This is a genomic window from Kitasatospora sp. NE20-6 (assembly GCF_045862635.1).
Window position 1 is genome coordinate 16,707 of sequence record NZ_BPRL01000030.1, and the last position, 15,438, is coordinate 32,144.

The 15,438-nt window shown below is 74.6% G+C and carries 13 protein-coding genes; 3 read left to right on the forward strand and 10 right to left on the reverse strand.

The window, feature by feature from the left end; all coding sequences use genetic code 11:
• Positions 1-109: 109 nt before the first annotated feature.
• The 10 genes from SNE206_RS21405 to SNE206_RS21450 all read right to left on the reverse strand — a co-directional run bounded on the left by SNE206_RS21405 (position 110) and on the right by SNE206_RS21450 (position 12,317).
• Complete coding sequence (locus SNE206_RS21405) at positions 110-1,117, reverse strand: 2-hydroxyacid dehydrogenase (RefSeq protein ID WP_407915067.1); 1,008 nt, start codon at positions 1,115-1,117, stop codon at positions 110-112.
• A 105-nt stretch (positions 1,118-1,222) separates the two neighbouring features.
• Positions 1,223-1,987: an SDR family NAD(P)-dependent oxidoreductase gene (locus tag SNE206_RS21410; RefSeq protein WP_407915068.1), complete on the reverse strand. Its 765-nt coding sequence runs from the start codon at positions 1,985-1,987 to the stop codon at positions 1,223-1,225.
• A 299-nt stretch (positions 1,988-2,286) separates the two neighbouring features.
• Positions 2,287-3,633 carry an MFS transporter gene (locus tag SNE206_RS21415; protein ID WP_407915069.1) on the reverse strand — a complete coding sequence of 449 codons (1,347 nt, stop codon included), beginning with the start codon at positions 3,631-3,633 and terminating at the stop codon, positions 2,287-2,289.
• A gap of 112 nt (positions 3,634-3,745) precedes the next feature.
• The gene (locus SNE206_RS21420; protein ID WP_407915070.1) at positions 3,746-4,327 is read right to left on the reverse strand and encodes a TetR/AcrR family transcriptional regulator; all 582 of its coding nucleotides are present in this window, start codon (positions 4,325-4,327) and stop codon (positions 3,746-3,748) included.
• Positions 4,328-4,427: 100 nt separating this feature from the next.
• The gene (locus SNE206_RS21425) at positions 4,428-5,453 is read right to left on the reverse strand and encodes a 6-phosphofructokinase (protein WP_407915071.1); all 1,026 of its coding nucleotides are present in this window, start codon (positions 5,451-5,453) and stop codon (positions 4,428-4,430) included.
• Positions 5,454-5,773: 320 nt separating this feature from the next.
• The gene (locus SNE206_RS21430) at positions 5,774-6,502 is read right to left on the reverse strand and encodes a type 1 glutamine amidotransferase (protein WP_407915072.1); all 729 of its coding nucleotides are present in this window, start codon (positions 6,500-6,502) and stop codon (positions 5,774-5,776) included.
• A gap of 59 nt (positions 6,503-6,561) precedes the next feature.
• Positions 6,562-7,824, reverse strand: coding sequence for a MurT ligase domain-containing protein (locus SNE206_RS21435; protein ID WP_407915073.1), 1,263 nt, complete (start codon positions 7,822-7,824; stop codon positions 6,562-6,564).
• Positions 7,825-8,168: 344 nt separating this feature from the next.
• Positions 8,169-9,554: a GNAT family N-acetyltransferase gene (locus SNE206_RS21440; RefSeq protein WP_407915074.1), complete on the reverse strand. Its 1,386-nt coding sequence runs from the start codon at positions 9,552-9,554 to the stop codon at positions 8,169-8,171.
• 98 nt (positions 9,555-9,652) lie between these two features.
• The gene (locus tag SNE206_RS21445; protein ID WP_407915075.1) at positions 9,653-11,101 is read right to left on the reverse strand and encodes a pyridoxal phosphate-dependent decarboxylase family protein; all 1,449 of its coding nucleotides are present in this window, start codon (positions 11,099-11,101) and stop codon (positions 9,653-9,655) included.
• 109 nt (positions 11,102-11,210) lie between these two features.
• Positions 11,211-12,317, reverse strand: a complete 1,107-nt coding sequence (locus SNE206_RS21450; protein ID WP_407915076.1) for a hypothetical protein — start codon at positions 12,315-12,317, stop codon at positions 11,211-11,213.
• Positions 12,318-12,653: 336 nt separating this feature from the next.
• Here SNE206_RS21450 and SNE206_RS21455 point away from each other — a divergent pair, with 336 nt between their 5' ends.
• The 3 genes from SNE206_RS21455 (at position 12,654) to SNE206_RS21465 (ending at position 15,437) form a co-directional block, all read left to right on the forward strand.
• A complete protein-coding gene (locus tag SNE206_RS21455; RefSeq protein ID WP_405014389.1) occupies positions 12,654-12,929 on the forward strand; it encodes a hypothetical protein in 276 nt (91 codons plus the stop codon).
• A gap of 41 nt (positions 12,930-12,970) precedes the next feature.
• Entirely contained in the window at positions 12,971-14,797 is a 1,827-nt protein-coding gene (gene glmS, locus SNE206_RS21460) for a glutamine--fructose-6-phosphate transaminase (isomerizing) (protein WP_407915077.1), read from the forward strand.
• A 238-nt stretch (positions 14,798-15,035) separates the two neighbouring features.
• A complete protein-coding gene (locus SNE206_RS21465) occupies positions 15,036-15,437 on the forward strand; it encodes a VOC family protein (RefSeq protein WP_407915078.1) in 402 nt (133 codons plus the stop codon).
• The last annotated feature ends 1 nt before the right edge of the window (position 15,438 follow it).

A 15,438-nucleotide genomic window follows, 5' to 3' on the forward strand; every position in this document is an offset into this window, starting at 1 on the left:
GCGGGCCGGTCCGGTTTCGTCCGTTTTGCTTCGCCCAGACTAGGCGGCACCTACAGCCCGCCGGCAGCCGCCCCCGGCCGCCCCCGGCCGGCGGCGGCGGTGCCCGCCGTCAGGGCCTGTCGCCGGAGCCGGCCACCAGGGTGTTCTCGTTGCTGCGTCCCGCCGCGAAGTCGTCGACGTTGCGGACGGTCGCGTCGATGATCTGCCCGACCGCGGTGCGGGTGAAGTACGCCTGGTGCGAGGTCACGAGCACCTGCGGGAAGCTCATCAGCCGGGCCAGCACGTCGTCGGTGATGCCGCGCACCGACCGGTCGGTGAAGAACACGCCGGTCTCCTCCTCGTACACGTCGAGCCCGACCCCGGAGAGCCGGCCGGCGCGGAGCGCCTCGACCAGGGCGGCGCTGTCGACGAGCCCGCCCCGGCTGGAGTTCACCAGCAGGGCGTCGGGCTTCATCCGGGCGAGGGCGGGGCCGTCGATGAGGTGCTCGGTGGCGGGCAGCAGCGGCACGTGCAGGCTGACGAGGTCGCTGCGGGCGAGCAGCTCGTCACGGTCGACGTACGTCATGCCGAGGTCGAGGCAGTCCTGGTTCTGCGCGATGTCCCAGCCCAGCAGCTCGGTGCCGAAGCCGTGCGCGATCCGGGCGAAGCACTCGCCGATCTTGCCGGTGCCGATGACGCCGACGGTCATGCCGTGCACGTCCCGGCCGAGCAGGCCGTCCAGCCGGAAGTCGAACTCGCGGGCCCGGCTCGCGGCCCGGGTGATCCGGCGGTTCACGGCGAGCGCCAGCGCCCAGGCGTGCTCGGCCACCGCGTAGGGCGAGTAGTACGAGACCCGGGCGACGGTGAGGCCGAGTTCGCGGGCGGCGTCCAGGTCGATGTTGTTGAAGCCGGTGGACCGCTGGGTGACGAGCCGGGTGCCGCCCTCGGCGAGCCGGGTCAGCGCGGCCCGGTCGAGCACCGCGTTGACGCTGCTGCTCACCACCGGCACGCCCTCCGCGAGCGGGGCGGTGTCCTCGGTGAGGAAGACGTCGAGCATGCGGAGGCCGTGCCGGCCCTCGAAGGCCTCGCTCAGCATCGGTCGCTCGTCGGCCTGCACGCCGTAGGCGAGGATCTCCATCGGGTGGTCCCTCCTGCTCGCACGTTCACCGGTCCGGGCGGGCCCCGGGCCACCTCCGTACGGTATGCCCGGGGCCCGCCGCGCAGGGCGGTGGCCGACGGCGTGTCAGGCGGAGACGCCGCCGTCGACGACGAGGTCGGTGCCCACCACCGATGCCGCGTCGGCGGAGGCGAGGTAGAGCACGGCGGCGGCGACCTCGGCGGTGCTGGAGACCCGGCCGAGCGGCGACTGCTCCTTCATGCGGGCGGCGCGATCGGCGGGGCCCTCGCCGGGCCGCAGCGACATCGTGGTGTCGGAGGCGCCGGGGCTGACGGCGTTGATCCGCACGCCGTCGCGGATGTGGTCGAGTGCGGCGGCCCGGGTGAGGGCGGAGACGGCGGCCTTGCTCGCCGCGTAGCCCGCCAGACCGGGGAGGCGGGTGTGCGCGCCGATGTTGGACGAGACGTTGACGATCGCGCCGCCGCCGTGCGCCCGCATGTGGGCGATCTGCGCCTGCATGGCGAGGACGGTGCCGAGCACGTTGGTCTCCAGCAGGGCCCGCCAGTCGTCGGCGTCCTGGTCGGCGAACGGGCGGCCGCCGCGCAGGATGCCGGCGTTGTTGACGGCGACGTCCAGGCCGCCGAGCCGGCGGACCGTCTCGGCGACGAGCGCGGTGGTGCGCACGGGGTCCGTGGTGTCCGTGGCGATCGGCTCCGCGGTGCCCCCGGCCGCCCGGATCGCCGCGGCGGTCTCGGCGAGGGTGGCCGGGGTGCGGCCGGCCACGGCGACCGCGGCCCCTTCGGCGGCGAAGGCCAGGGCGATGGCACGGCCGAGGCCGCTGCCGCCCCCGGTGACGAGGGCGGTGCGGCCGGCGAAGCGCTGGGACGTCATGGTGGTGCTCCTGTGCTCGGTGCTGGTGGTGCCGTGTACGTCTGGGCTGTGGCTGTCTGTTGTTGTTGCGGCGGGCGGCGGGCGGAGGGACGCGGGGTGCGGGATCGGGCGGGGGGGGGGGGGGGGGGGGGGGGGCGCCCCCCCCCCCCCGCGGGGGGGCCCGGCGGGGGGGGGGGGGGGGGGGGGGGGGGGGGGGGGGGGGGGGGGGGGGGGGGGGGGGGGGGGGGGGGGGGGGGGGGGGGGGGGGGGGGGGGGGGGGGGGGGGGGGGGGGCCCCCCCCCCCCCCCCGCCCGGGGCGGTCAGCCGCGGCGGGCGGTGAGGCCGCCGGCCAGGGCGGTGAGGGCGAAGAGGGCCGCGGCTGCGCCGAGGGCGGCGCCGCCGGAGCCGACCGTGAGCAGGGCGGTGAGGAGCACGGTCGGGCCGAGTTCCATCGCGGTGTTGAGGACGCCGCCGGCCAGGCCGATCTGCGCCTCGGGCACGCCGTCGGTGGCGAGCACGGCCGCACCGGCGAAGGCGAGGGCGGCGCCGAAGGGCAGCAGGAGCAGCCCGGGCAGCAGGCCCGGCAGGTAGGCGGTGTGGGTGTCGAGGCCGGCGAGGGCGAGCAGGCCGGCCGCGCCGGTGGCGAGTCCGGCGACGGTGACGGTCCGCGGGCCGAACCGGCCGACGAGCGGCCCGGCGAGCCGGCCGCCGGCGAGCAGGGCGGCGGCGTACGGGAGGAAGGCGCCGGAGGTGGCGAGGGGGGTCCAGGCGAGGTCCTGCTGGAGGTGCAGGGTCATGAGCAGGAAGACGGTGGCGGTGCCGCCGGCGCTGAGCAGGGTGGCGCCGAGGCCGAGGAGGCGGCGGCCGCCGCGCAGGAAGCCGAGGGGCAGCAGCGGTTCGGCGGCGCGGCGCTCCCGCAGGACGAAGGCGACGAGCAGCAGGAGGCCGGCGGCGAACGGCGGCACCCAGCCGCCGGTCTCGGTCAGCACCAGGCCGTAGCTGACGAGCACGGTGCCGGCGGTGGCGAGCACGGCGCCGGGCAGGTCGAGGGCGGGGCGCCGCTCGCGGGGCGGGTCGGCGGGCAGCAGGCGCGGGGCGAGGACGAGGGTGACGGCGCTGACGACGACCGGCACGGCGAACATCCACCGCCAGGAGAGCCAGTCGGCGACGGCGCCGGAGGCGAGGTTGCCGGTGGTGGCGCCGAGCACGGAGAGCCCGCCCCAGGTGGCCATGGCCCGGCCGTACTCGGCGGCGCCAGGCAGCAGGGCCCGCAGCACGGCCATGCCGGCCGGGGCGACGAGGGCCGCGCCGACGCCCTGCAGGAAGCGCAGGAGCAGCAGGGCGGTGAAGCCGGGGGCGAGGGGGGCGGCGGCGGAGGCGAGGCCGAGCAGGAGGAGTCCGCCGGTGAGCACGCGGCGGCCGCCGTAGCGGTCGGTGAGGCGGCCGCCGAGCAGGAGGAGGGCGGCGAAGGAGAGGCCGTAGGCGGCGTTGAGCAGGACGAGGTCACTGTGGTCGAGGCCGAACTCGCGGCCGATGTCGGGCAGCGGTACGGAGATTGCCATCAGTGTGAAGATCAGCGTGGCCTGGACGGTGCCCAGCAGGGCGAATCCGGCGGTGGTGCGCGGCGGGCGGGCGGTGGACGTCGGTGCGATGGCGCTGGTGGCCATGGTTTCCCCCTCTTTCTGTACCGTTCGTTCCATTATAGGATCGTGCGAGGATCCGCGCAGGGATTTTCGCGAAGACCGCCGGGGCGGTCGCGGGGCGGTGCGGCGGTGGCGGTCAGTCCAGCAGGGACAGGGCGAGCCGGGTGGCGTCGGTGATCCTCCGCGGGTCGTCGCCGGCCTTGCCGACCACCCGGATGCCCTGCATCACGGTGAGCAGCAGCCGGGCGAGGGCCTGCGGCTCCTTCCCGGGGGCCAGTTCGCCCTGGGCCTGGGCCCGGGTGAGCGCGCCGGCGGTGAGCGTCTCCAGGTGGTCCCAGCTGGCGCGGACCCGCCGGGCGGCGTCCCTGTCGTGCGCGGCCAGCTCGGTGGCGGTGTTGGTGACCAGGCAGCCGCGCAGCCGCTGCTCGCGCAGCGCCTCGTCGGCGAAGCGCTGCACCACGCCCCGTACGGCGGCCAGGGCCGGGCCGGGCTGCGACAGCTCGGTGAGCAGGGTGGCGTCGGTGTTCTCGCGGTAGCGGTCGAGCGACCGCAGGAACAGTTCGTGCTTGCTGCCGAAGGTGGCGTAGAGGCTGGCGCGCCCGAGGCCGAGGCGCTGCGTGAGGTCGGCCATCGAGGTCGCCTCGTAGCCGCGCTCCCAGAACAGCTCGACGGCTGCCTGCAGCGCCGCGTCCGGATCGAACTCCTTGGTCCTTGCCATGGGAAGACCGTACCTCTATCTGGATCGATCGGTCAAGAAAGGCGGCGAGAAAGAACCCCGTCCGCGGCAGCGCGAACGGGGTCCTGTCCTACGGCGGTGCTCAGATGACCGTCTCGGCCTCGACGTAGCGCTCCTGCGGCACCGTCTTCAGCTCGGCGACGGCCTCGGCCAGCGGCACCAGCTTGATGTCCGTGCCCTGCAGGGCGGTGATGTGCCCGAACGCACCCTTGTGCGCCGCCTCCACCGCGTGCCAGCCGAAGCGGGTGGCCAGCACCCGGTCGTACGCGGTCGGCGTGCCGCCGCGCTGGGTGTGGCCGAGGATCACCGGACGCGCCTCCTTGCCGAGGCGGTGCTCCAGCTCGCGGGAGAGCTGGGTGGCGATGCCGGTGAACCGCTCGTGGCCGTACATGTCCTTGGTGCCCTCCTCCCACGGCATGCTGCCGGGCTCGGGCTTGGCACCTTCGGCGCAGACGACGATGGCGAACTTCTTGTGGCGGTCGAAGCGCTCGCGCACGACCTCGGTCAGCTTGTCGATGTGGAACGGGCGCTCCGGCACCACGATGGCGTGGGCGCCGGCGGCCATGCCCGCGTTCAGCGCGATCCAGCCGGTGTGGCGGCCCATGACCTCGACGACCATGACCCGCTGGTGCGACTCGGCGGTCGTCTTCAGGCGGTCGAGCGCGTCGGTGGCCACCGAGACGGCGGTGTCGAAGCCGAAGGTGACGTCGGTGCACGCGATGTCGTTGTCGATCGTCTTCGGCACGCCGACGACCGGCAGGCCGCCGTCGCTCATGAGCTTGGCCGCCTTGAGCGTGCCCTCGCCGCCGATCGGGATGATCGCGTCGATGCCGAGGTCCTTGCAGTGCTGCTTGGCGCGCTCCACGCCGTCCCGCAGGTGGCTCGGCTGCACGCGCGAGGAACCGAGGATCGTGCCGCCCTGGGCGAGGATGCCGCTCACCGAGTCGAGGGTGAGCGGGCGGTGCACGCCTTCGAGGAGGCCGCGCCAGCCGTCCTGGAAACCGATGATCTCGTCGCCGTGGTCGACCACCCCCCGGTGGACCACGGAACGGATCACCGCGTTCAGGCCGGGGCAGTCACCGCCGCTGGTCAGGACACCAATACGCATTGCTTTGCAACTCCCCTGGGGGCACCTCCCAGCCGCCAGGCTGGGGGGAAGAACCGGAGGCCGGACTATCACCGCGGTGTCGCCACCGCGGGCCGGTCGCCGTCGGACGTCATCGACCTGGGGCGACCTGAGGCACAGCATACGGTCCCTGCGTCCGGCCGGGCAGGAGCCGAGCGGGAGCGGCATCGTCGACGCGTCCGCGCAAAACTGCAGCCGGACGCCGAGGAGGGTGGTGCGTCCAGCGTTCCTATTCTCTTATGCAATCCGCCCGCGGGGCACCGGCTGACCGCCATGCGGTCAGCCGGGCACCCTCGCAGTGGTCAGGCGGGCTGGCTGGTGGCGGCGATCCGCTCCGAACGGAGCGCGTCGTACCACGTGGTGTCGGCCGGCGGCAGCGCGTTCACGTCGAGCGCCAGCTTGAGCAGCATGTCGGCGACCGCGGGGTTGCGGGCCATCACGGGGCCGTGCAGGTAGGTGCCGAAGACGGTGTCGCGGTACGCGCCCTCGGTGCCGTCACCGGTGCCGTTGCCGCGCCCGACCTTCACGCTCGCGAACGGCTTCACGCCCGCGCCGAGCTCCGTCACGCCCTGGTGGTTCTCGAACCCGGTCAGCTGCGGCAGGCCGAGCTGCGGGTTGACGTCGGCGAGCACGTCGCCGACGCAGCGGGCGCCCTCGCCGCGGACCGTCCGGACGTCGAGCAGGCCGAGGCCCGCCTCGCGCTCGCCGAGGTCGTTGATGAACTCGTGCCCGAGGATCTGGTAGCCGGCGCAGACCGAGAAGATGATCGCGCCGTTCTCGGCGGCCCGGACGAGCCCGCCGTCGGTGCGCAGCCGCTCCGCGGCCAGGCGCTGCGGGCGGTCCTCGCCGCCGCCGATCAGGTAGATGTCGCCGCTGGTGGGCACCGCCTGGTCGGAGCGGACGTCGATCCGGGTGACCCCGAGGCCGCGCTGGCGGGCCCGGCGCTCCACGACGAGCGCGTTGCCGCGGTCGCCGTAGGTGCTCAGCAGGTCGGGGTAGACCCACACCAGGCGCAGGCTGCTCTCACTCATCCTCGAAGGCCTTCCGTACGACTGCTGCTGCGGGGGCTGCGGCTCGGTGGGCTGCGCCATCAGACGGTCACCGCCTTGCGCAGCTGCTGGAACGCGGTGTAGTTCGCGATGGCCTCGATCCGGCCCTCGGGCGCGGCCAGGACGGCCTGTTCCAGCGTGTCGACCACCTGGAACTGCAGCCCGGCGACCTCCAGGCGCACCGCGAGGTCGAGCTTGCGCTGGCCCATCACGAAGATCGGGTGGCCGGCGAGGCGCTCGTAGTCGACGTCCCACAGCCAGGAGGTGTCGGTGCCGTCCGCGTCGAGCGCGTTGACGGAGAGGATCACCGGGGCGGGCGGGCCGTCGATGAGGGTGAAGGTCTCCAGCCAGCCCGCGGGGTTCTTGGCGAGCAGCAGGCGGACGTCCCGGCCGCGGTACTGCACCACGTCGTAGCGGCCCGCGACGGCGGCGACGGTCTGCATCCGCTGCAGGGCGACCTGCGGGGCGACCCCGAAGACCGCGGCGACCGCGGCCGAGCTGGTGGCGTTGGCGAGGTTGGCGCGGCCGGGCAGCTGGAGCTGGATGGGCCAGGCGCCGCGGTGCGGGTCGATGACGTGGGTGCCCTGGAGCGCCCAGTGCGGGTTCGGGCGGCGGAAGCCGCACTGCGAGCAGAACCAGTCGTCGCCGGGCCGCTGCATCACGCCGCCGCAGGACGGGCACGACCAGGCGTCCTCCTTCCACGCCTGCCCGGCGGCCACCCAGACCACCTTCTTGCAGGAGGAGGCGGCCCAGGTCACCAGCGGGTCGTCGGCGTTGGCGACGATCACGGCGTCGCTGTCCTTCAGGCCCTCGCGCCACTTCTCGGCCATCATGCGGGTCTCGGCGGCGCGGTCCAGCTGGTCGCGGGAGAGGTTCAGCAGCGCTATGGCCTTCGGGTGGGTGTCCCGGGCGACCATGGCGAGGTACTTCTCGTCGACCTCGATGACGCCGAAACGGGCGTCGGAGCCGCCGGCCAGGGCGGCGGTGATGCCGGCCGGCATGTTGGCGCCCAGCGCGTTCGACACGACCGGGCCGACGGCGCGCAGCGCCTCGGCGATCAGGCGGGTCGTGGTGGTCTTGCCGTTGGTGGCGCTGACGAGCACGACGTCGAGGTGCTCGGAGAGCGTGGCGAGCAGATCGGGGTCGAGCTTGAGCGCGATCTTGCCGCCGATCACCGAGCCGCTGCCCCGGCCGGCCTTCTGGGAGAGCGCGGCGGCCATCTTTCCGGCCGTCACGGCGATCTTGGCGCGGGCGGGCAGCGAGGCGTCGCGTGCGGCCGTGGCTTCCGAATCGGTGCCTGCCATGCTCAGTGGTTCCTCCTTGCTGCGGCACCGCCCGGGTTGTGGTGACCGTCGGACGGTGGGGACGTGGGCCAGCCTACCCACTCCTTGTGCACGCTTTGAGCGCCGGACCCCCGCGCCGCCTGCCGGAACCCGCCGCACGGGGGACGTTCGGGGCCCCGCCCGGCTCCGGGGCGGGCCGTCGGCGGGGGTGGTGACGGCCCGTTCGTGACGCACGCCACCGGCCCGGGCGCGCGGGGGGGGGGCGGGCCGGGGGCCGGCGGGGGGGCGGGGGGGGGGGGGGGGGGGGGCGGGGGGGGGGGTGGGGGGGGGGGGGGGGTGGGGGCGCGGGTGGGGGTCGGGTGCGGTCAGCGGCCGGGGCGGGTGGTCCAGGGGGTCGGCAGCTTGTCGGCCGCCTCCGCGAGGTGCGCGGTGATCACCAGGGTGCCGTCCTCGACCTGGTAGTCGAGGGGGGCGGAGAGCTTGCGCATGGTCGAGATCAGTCCGGTGTTGGAGGAGTGCGTGACGGCGTACACCGTCTGCACCCGGGACTCCAGGGCGAGCGCGGCCATCCGGCGCAGCAGGTCGACGCCGAGACCCTGGCGCTGCCAGGCGTCCTCGACGAGCAGCGCCACCTCGGCGCCCTCGTCGTCCCACATGAGGTGGGCGAGGGCGACGATCCGCCCGTCGGCGGCCTCGACGGCGAGGGTCTGGCCGTGCCGGGGGTCGAGCAGGTGGTGGAGGTAGCGGTCGGCGTCGCCGACGGGGCCGTGGTAGCGCTTGCGCAGGGTCTCGGGGGAGCAGCGGTGGTGCATCTCCAGGGCGGCCTGCCGGTCGGCGGGCTCGGCGCGGCGGACGGTCAGGTCGGCGCCGGCGGGCCGGGCCAGCCGGGCCTCGACCTTGGGCACCCGGGGGCCGAGCAGGCTGTCGAGTTCGACGAGGGCCTGGCCGCGGGCGAACTCGGTCGGGGTGAAGGGCAGGTGCGGCCGGGTCAGTTCGACGAGGTCCCCGCCGGGGACGGGCAGGCGCATGACGTGGCCGTCGACGCCGGCCGGGGTGGACCGGCCGCGGTCCGGGTACTGCCGGATCGTGCAGCGGCCGAAGAGCTGCCGCAGGGCGACGGGCAGCTCGGCGGCGTCCAGGGCGGTGCGGGTGGCGAGGGCGAGGACGTGCGTGGGCGCGTCGACGAGCTCGTGGGCGTCGGCCCGGTCGGTCCAGATGTCGTGGCCGCCGGCGGCGGCGACCGCGCGGGTCAGCTCGGCGCGGTCGAGGGCCTCCGGTGCGCGGACGAAGAACTCGTCGACGGCGCCGGACGGCAGCGGGTGCGACTGCATCGAGACGATGTTGACCCGCAGCCCGGCCAGCGCCGTGCACACCCGGGCCAGGCTGCCGGGGGAGTCCTCGACGGTGGTGCGCACCCGCCACAGGACGGTCGCCTCCAGCCCGTCGAGCGGGCCGCTCACGGCCTCCTCGCCGGGTGGGGCGTGCGTGCCGGGGGCGGGAGGGCCGTGCGGCCGCCGGTGTGCCCACCATCCGTGGAACACCGCCGTGGCGAGCAGGGCGACGGCGGACACGACGAGCACCACCGGACCGTCGTGGCCGTGCACGACGACGTTGGCGACGAGGTCGGCGGTGGCGACGGCGAGGAAGACCGCCGCGAGTTCGACGGTCTCCCGGCGCCAGCGGTGGGTGCGGACGGCCCGCCGCTGGGCGCGGGAGGGGCCGGTGGTCGTGGTGACTGTGAGATCGTCCATGCACACATCGTGTCGTGCCGGTGTTTCACGATCACGAATCTCCCGTGACCTGTCGGTAAATGTCTCCGCATTCCGGGACCTGACATGATCGGTGCACGTCAGTCCCGGCGGTCGGTACCCGGAGGGCCCGTCAGTTCCTCGCCGGCCGCGCGCACTTCGTCCAGCAGCAGGCGCACGTCGTCCTCGGTGGTGGTGGCGTTCAGGAGGCAGGCGCGGAGCATCTCGTGGCCGCGGAGCACCGCGCCGGTGACGAACACCCGCCCGCGCAGCTGCACGGCGACCGGCAGCTCGCGGTTGACGCGGTCGACCCCGGCCGCGTCCAGCCCGGCCGGGCGGTAGCGGAACGCCACGATGGAGGTCTCCACCGGGGCGAGCAGCTCCAGGTCGGGGGCGGCGTCGACGAGCTCGCCGAGCCGGCGGGCGAGCGCCGTGGTGTGCGCGACGTCGGCGGCGACCCCGGCCCGGCCGCGGTGCGCGATCGACGCCCACACCTTCAGCGAGCGGAAGGGCCGGGTCTGCTCGGTGCCGTACTCGGAGAACCAGCCGAGCGACCCGGCCGCCTCGTCGCGCAGGTAGGAGGGGACGAGGCTGAAGGTGCCGCGCAGCTCCTCGGTGTCGCGGACGAGCGCGCAGCCGCAGTCGACCGGCACGCCGAGCCACTTGTGCGGGTCGAGGGCGAGCGAGTCGGCGCGGTCCATGCCCGCGTAGCGGTGGGCGACGGCCGGGTCGAGCACGCCGAAGGCGCCGTACGCGCCGTCGACGTGCAGCCACAGGCCCTCGCGCCCGGCGAGGTCGGCGATCGGGTCGAACGGGTCGACGGCGCCGGTGCCGACGGTGCCGGCGGAGGCGACGACGAGGAACGGCAGCCGTCCGGCGGCGCGGTCCTCGGCGACGGCCTCCGCCAGGGCGCCGAGGTCGAGGCGGCCCTCGCCGTCGGCGGCGACGGTGCGCAGGTGCCGGCTGCCCAGGCCGAGCAGCTCCCAGGCCTTGCGGACGCAGGAGTGGGTCTCGCCGGTGACGTAGCCGACCATCGGCGGCAGCGCGGCGACGCCCTCCGCGCGCACGTCGACGCCGGCCCGGCGGGCCGCGCGGTTCCGGGCGGCGGCCACGCAGACGATGGTGGCCATCGACGTGCCGGAGGTGAGCAGGCCGCCGCCGGCCGGGTGGGGGAAGCCGACGAGTTCGGCGATCCAGCGGACCACGGCCCGCTCCAGGTGCACGTCGGCGTGGTCGCCGCCGGCCGAGCTGGGGTTCATCGCGGCGGCGGCGAGGGTGGCGAGCACCCCGGCGGGCTGCGGGGCGGAGTTGACCCAGCCGAAGAAGCGCGGGTTGCCGTTGCCCATCGGGGCGGGCATGACCTGCTCGCCGATGGTCTTCAGCAGGGTGTCCAGCGGGGCGCCGTGCTCGGGCAGCGGCAGGTCGAGCAGGGCCTGCCGGTCGGCGACCGGCATCGGCTGCCAGACGGGCCGGCCGGGCAGCTCGTCGAGGTAGTCGGCCACCAGGTCGGCGGCGGCACGGGCGGCGGTACGGAAGTCGTCGGACGTCATGGTGGTGCGCTCCAGCGGAGTGACGGGGGGTGGCCCGGCGCGACGTCCTCGGCGCACCTGCGTGCAGATCGTACGCCTGCCGACCGACCGCCCGGTCCGTGGGCCCGGTCTAGTCCAGGGTGGCGGAGAGGCCCCCGGCCGACCGGCAGTATCCGGCGATCTCGGAGTCGGTGATCTGCTTGCAGAGCTTCGCGGCGGCACCGGACTCGGTGTAGTTGACCGTCCAGTAGCTGACCAGGCCCTGGGCGCAGGCCTTGCGCTGCCAGGTGTCGGCGGCGGTGGCGCACTGCTGGGCGGCCCAGTCGGGGCGGTCGAGGTTGTACTTCATGATGCGCGAGCCCGCCCCGCGGCTGCAGTCCGGTCCGCCGCCGCTCGCCTGGGCGTTGAGGCACCACTTGAGGGCGCCCGCGAAGGCCTCGGGGTGCTTGGCGTAGTCGTGCGAGCTCAGGTAGAAGGTCGGCGCGTAGAAGAAGCAGGCGGACTGGAAGAGCGCGGGCTGCTCGGGGCACGGGTAGAGGGGGTCGGCGGCGAGCTTGTCGGCGGGCAGGTTCGCCTTGGCCTTCTCGTCCTCCTCGTCCGGGGCGAAGAGCTGCATGAAGACGCCCTCGGAGCAGGTGATCCGGCGGCTGGTGGTGGGGAACTTGCTGCACAGGTCACGGGCGGCCGGGATGTCCTGCTTGGTCACGAACATGATGCCGTGGCCGACGCCGTGGATGCACGGGCCCCGGTTGGCCGGGGCGCACAGCGTGAGGATGTCCTCCTTCGGGTTCTTCGACGCCGCGAGCATCTCCTCGACCGCGCCGTGCAGGTAGCCCGCGGCGCAGGTCTCGTGCGGGAACGAGATGACCTTCTGGAAGTCCTCGTGGTAGCGCTTGACCGCGGCGTGGCCCAGCTCGTGCGCGATCGGGTGGCAGAACCGCACGGTGTACGGCTTGTCCTTGCTGATCCTGTCCAGGTCGGCGAGGGCGATGCCGGGGTCGGTGGCGTCCATCTCGGCCATCAGCTTGTTGCGCAGCGTGGAGCGCGTCCAGACCGCGGGGTCGCCGGTGGGGGAGGCGGAGACGGCGGCCGCCGCGCCGGGTGCGGCCTGGGTCGTCGCCGGGGCGCCGACCGCGGAGGACGCCCCCGGGGGCGTCCACTCGGTCACCGAGACCGCTCCCAGGCCGAGCACGGCGAGCAGGACGGCGGTGACGATCGCGAAGAGCCGCGGTTGCATGCGTGAATCCCCCGGTGGTCGGCGACGGACGGGTGGCTCCACCCATCCTGACGGCGGCACGGCCGAATGCACGGACCGGCTGCCGCCGAACGGTGATGTGTCGGCGCCGTCGGACGCACACGGCACCCGGACGGCGGAACGGCCCCCCGCGCCGACACGCCGGCCCCACCGTCTCACACCGGGTCCGCCGCCCGCCCGCGGGCCGCCGTACCGCCGCCGCACCGCGCCGTCCGTCCGCGCCCCCGGGGCCTCCGGTGCGCCGAATGCCGGATCACCTGCCCGATTTCGGGCAGGAATCTTGGGTTTCCGGCCGACCCGCGCATAGGCTCCCCACTCGTGCCTGCCTCACCCCACCCTCACGAAGACCTCCTCGCGCACCTCACCCGCACCAGCCCGCTCGGGCCGGGCGAGGCCGCGCGGGTCGTGGCGGAGGTGCTCGCGTACTTCTCGGAGACCACCGAGGAGTACGTCCGCCGCCGCCACGGCGAGCTGCAGGCACGTGGCCTGACCAACGAGCGGATCTTCGCCCGCCTCGGCGCCGAACTGGCGTCCCGGCGCGTCGCGGCACCCGAGCTGTCCACCCGGCAGCTGCGCCGCATCGTGTACGGCTGAGGCGGCCCACCGCAGCGCGCAACCGAAGGAGTCCCACCCCTATGTGCGGAATCGTGGCCTACATCGGCCCCAAGGACGCCACCGCCTTCCTCCTGGAAGGCCTGCAGCGACTGGAGTACCGCGGCTACGACTCGGCCGGCGTCGCCGTCACCGGCAAGCCGGGCGCACTGAAGGTCTGCAAGGTCAAGGGCCGCGTGGCCGACCTCGCGGCCGCCGTGCCCGCCCGCTTCAAGGGCACCACCGGCATCGGCCACACCCGCTGGGCGACCCACGGCGAGCCCAGCGACGCCAACGCCCACCCGCACACGGACAACGCGGGCGGCATCGCCGTCGTCCACAACGGCATCATCGAGAACGCCGACGAGCTGCGCGCCAAGCTCACCGCCGAGGGCGCCGTCTTCACCTCCGAGACCGACACCGAGGTGCTCGCCCACCTCGTCTCCGCGCACGCCGCCGACGGCGTCGAGCTGGAGGACGCCGTCCGCGCCGCCCTCAAGCACATCGTCGGCACCTACGGCATCGCCGTCGTCGACGCCCGCCAGCCCGACCGCATCGTCGTCGCCCGCAACGGCAGCCCGATCGTCCTCGGCCTCGGCGAGAAGGAGATGTTCGCCGCCTCCGACGTCTCCGCCCTGGTGCGCTACACCCGCCAGGTCGTCCACCTGGAGGACGGCGAGCTCGCCGTCGTCCGCGCCGACGGCTTCCGCACCTTCACCGAGGACGCCCGCACCGTCACCCGCCAGCCGTCCACCGTCGACTGGGAGGTCGGCGCGTACGACACCGGCGGCTACGAGCACTACCTGCTCAAGGAGATCCACGAGCAGCCCGCCGCCGTCGAGCGCACCCTCTCCGGCCGGCTCGACGAGCGCTTCGCCACCGCCCACCTCGGCGGCCTCAACCTCGACGCCCGCGAGCTCCGCGAGATCCGCCGCGTCAAGATCCTCGGCTGCGGCTCCGCCTACTACGCCGGCGAGATGGGCGCCCAGCTGATCGAGGAGCTCGCCCGCATCCCCGCGCACAGCGAGCCCGCCTCCGAGTTCCGCTACCGCAACCCGGTCATCGAGGCCGACACCCTCTACGTCGCGGTCAGCCAGTCCGGCGAGACGTACGACACCCTGGCCGCCGTCCAGGAGATCAAGCGCAAGGGCGGCCGCGTCCTCGGCGTCGTCAACACCGTCGGCAGCGCCATCGCCCGCGAGTGCGACGGCGGCATCTACCTGCACGCCGGCCCGGAGATCTCGGTCGCCTCCACCAAGGCCTTCACCTCCACCGTGATCGCCTTCGCCCTGCTGGCCCTGCACTTCGGCCGCATCCACGACCTCTCGCCCGCCGACGGCCGCCGCATCGTCGCCGCCCTCAAGGCCCTGCCCGGCCACATCCGGCAGATCCTCGAACAGCAGGACGAGATCGCGAAGCTCGCCGCCGAGTACGCCGACAACACCGGCATGATGTTCATCGGGCGCGTCCGCGGCTACCCGGTCGCCCGCGAGGGCGCCCAGAAGCTCAAGGAGATCAGCTACGTCCACGCCGAGGCGTACCCGGCCAGCGAGCTCAAGCACGGCCCGCTCGCACTGATCAGCCCCGAGCTGCCGACCGTCGCCCTCGTGCCCGACGACGAACTCCTCGACAAGAACCTCACCACCCTCGGCGAGATCAAGGCCCGCTCCGGCCGCGTCCTCGCCGTCGCCCACCGGGCACCCGACGCCAGGCTCGCCGACCACTGCATCCTCGTGCCGAAGAGCGAGCCCGAGCTCGACCCGCTGCTCCTCAACATCCCGCTGCAGCTGCTCGCCTACCACGCCGCGGTCGCCCTCGGCCGCGACGTCGACAAGCCGCGCAACCTCGCCAAGAGCGTCACCGTCGAGTAGCCGGGCCGGGCGGCGGCACACCCGTCGCCGCCCCGCAGCCCCGCAGCCCGGCATCGCCCCGCCCCGCCGCCGCCCTGTCGCCCGGCACCGCCGTCCTCCGCCGGCGGTGCCGGACGGCGGGGCGGACCTGTTCCGTGACCGCGGGCCCGGACCGCCCCGGGAGGCCGCCCCCGGGAGGCCGCCCCGGGGTGATGTCCGGGGTGATGTCCCGTCAGCTCCCCGGAGGTAGGGTGCGATCATGGCACTGGAATGGGAGCAGGTCGTCGTGGACGCCGCCGATCCGGAGGCACTGGCCCGCTGGTGGGCCGCGGCGCTGGACTGGACGGTGGTCGACGTGGACGTCGACGAGGTCGAGATCCGTCCCGCCCCGGACCGCACCCCCGGCCTGCTCTTCGTCCTCGTGCCGGAGCGCAAGCACCTGAAGAACCGCCTCCACCTGGACTTCCGCCCCGACGACCAGCAGGCCGAGGTCGACCGCCTGCTGGCGCTCGGCGCCCGCCGGGCCGACGTCGGCCAGCGTGCCGCCGGGTGGGTCGTCCTGGCCGACCCGGAGGGCAACGAGTTCTGCGTGCTCGGCCGGCCCGGCGCCGCGGGCGAGGCCCCCCGCACCACCGCGGACACATCCGGCAGCGATTCCTGAA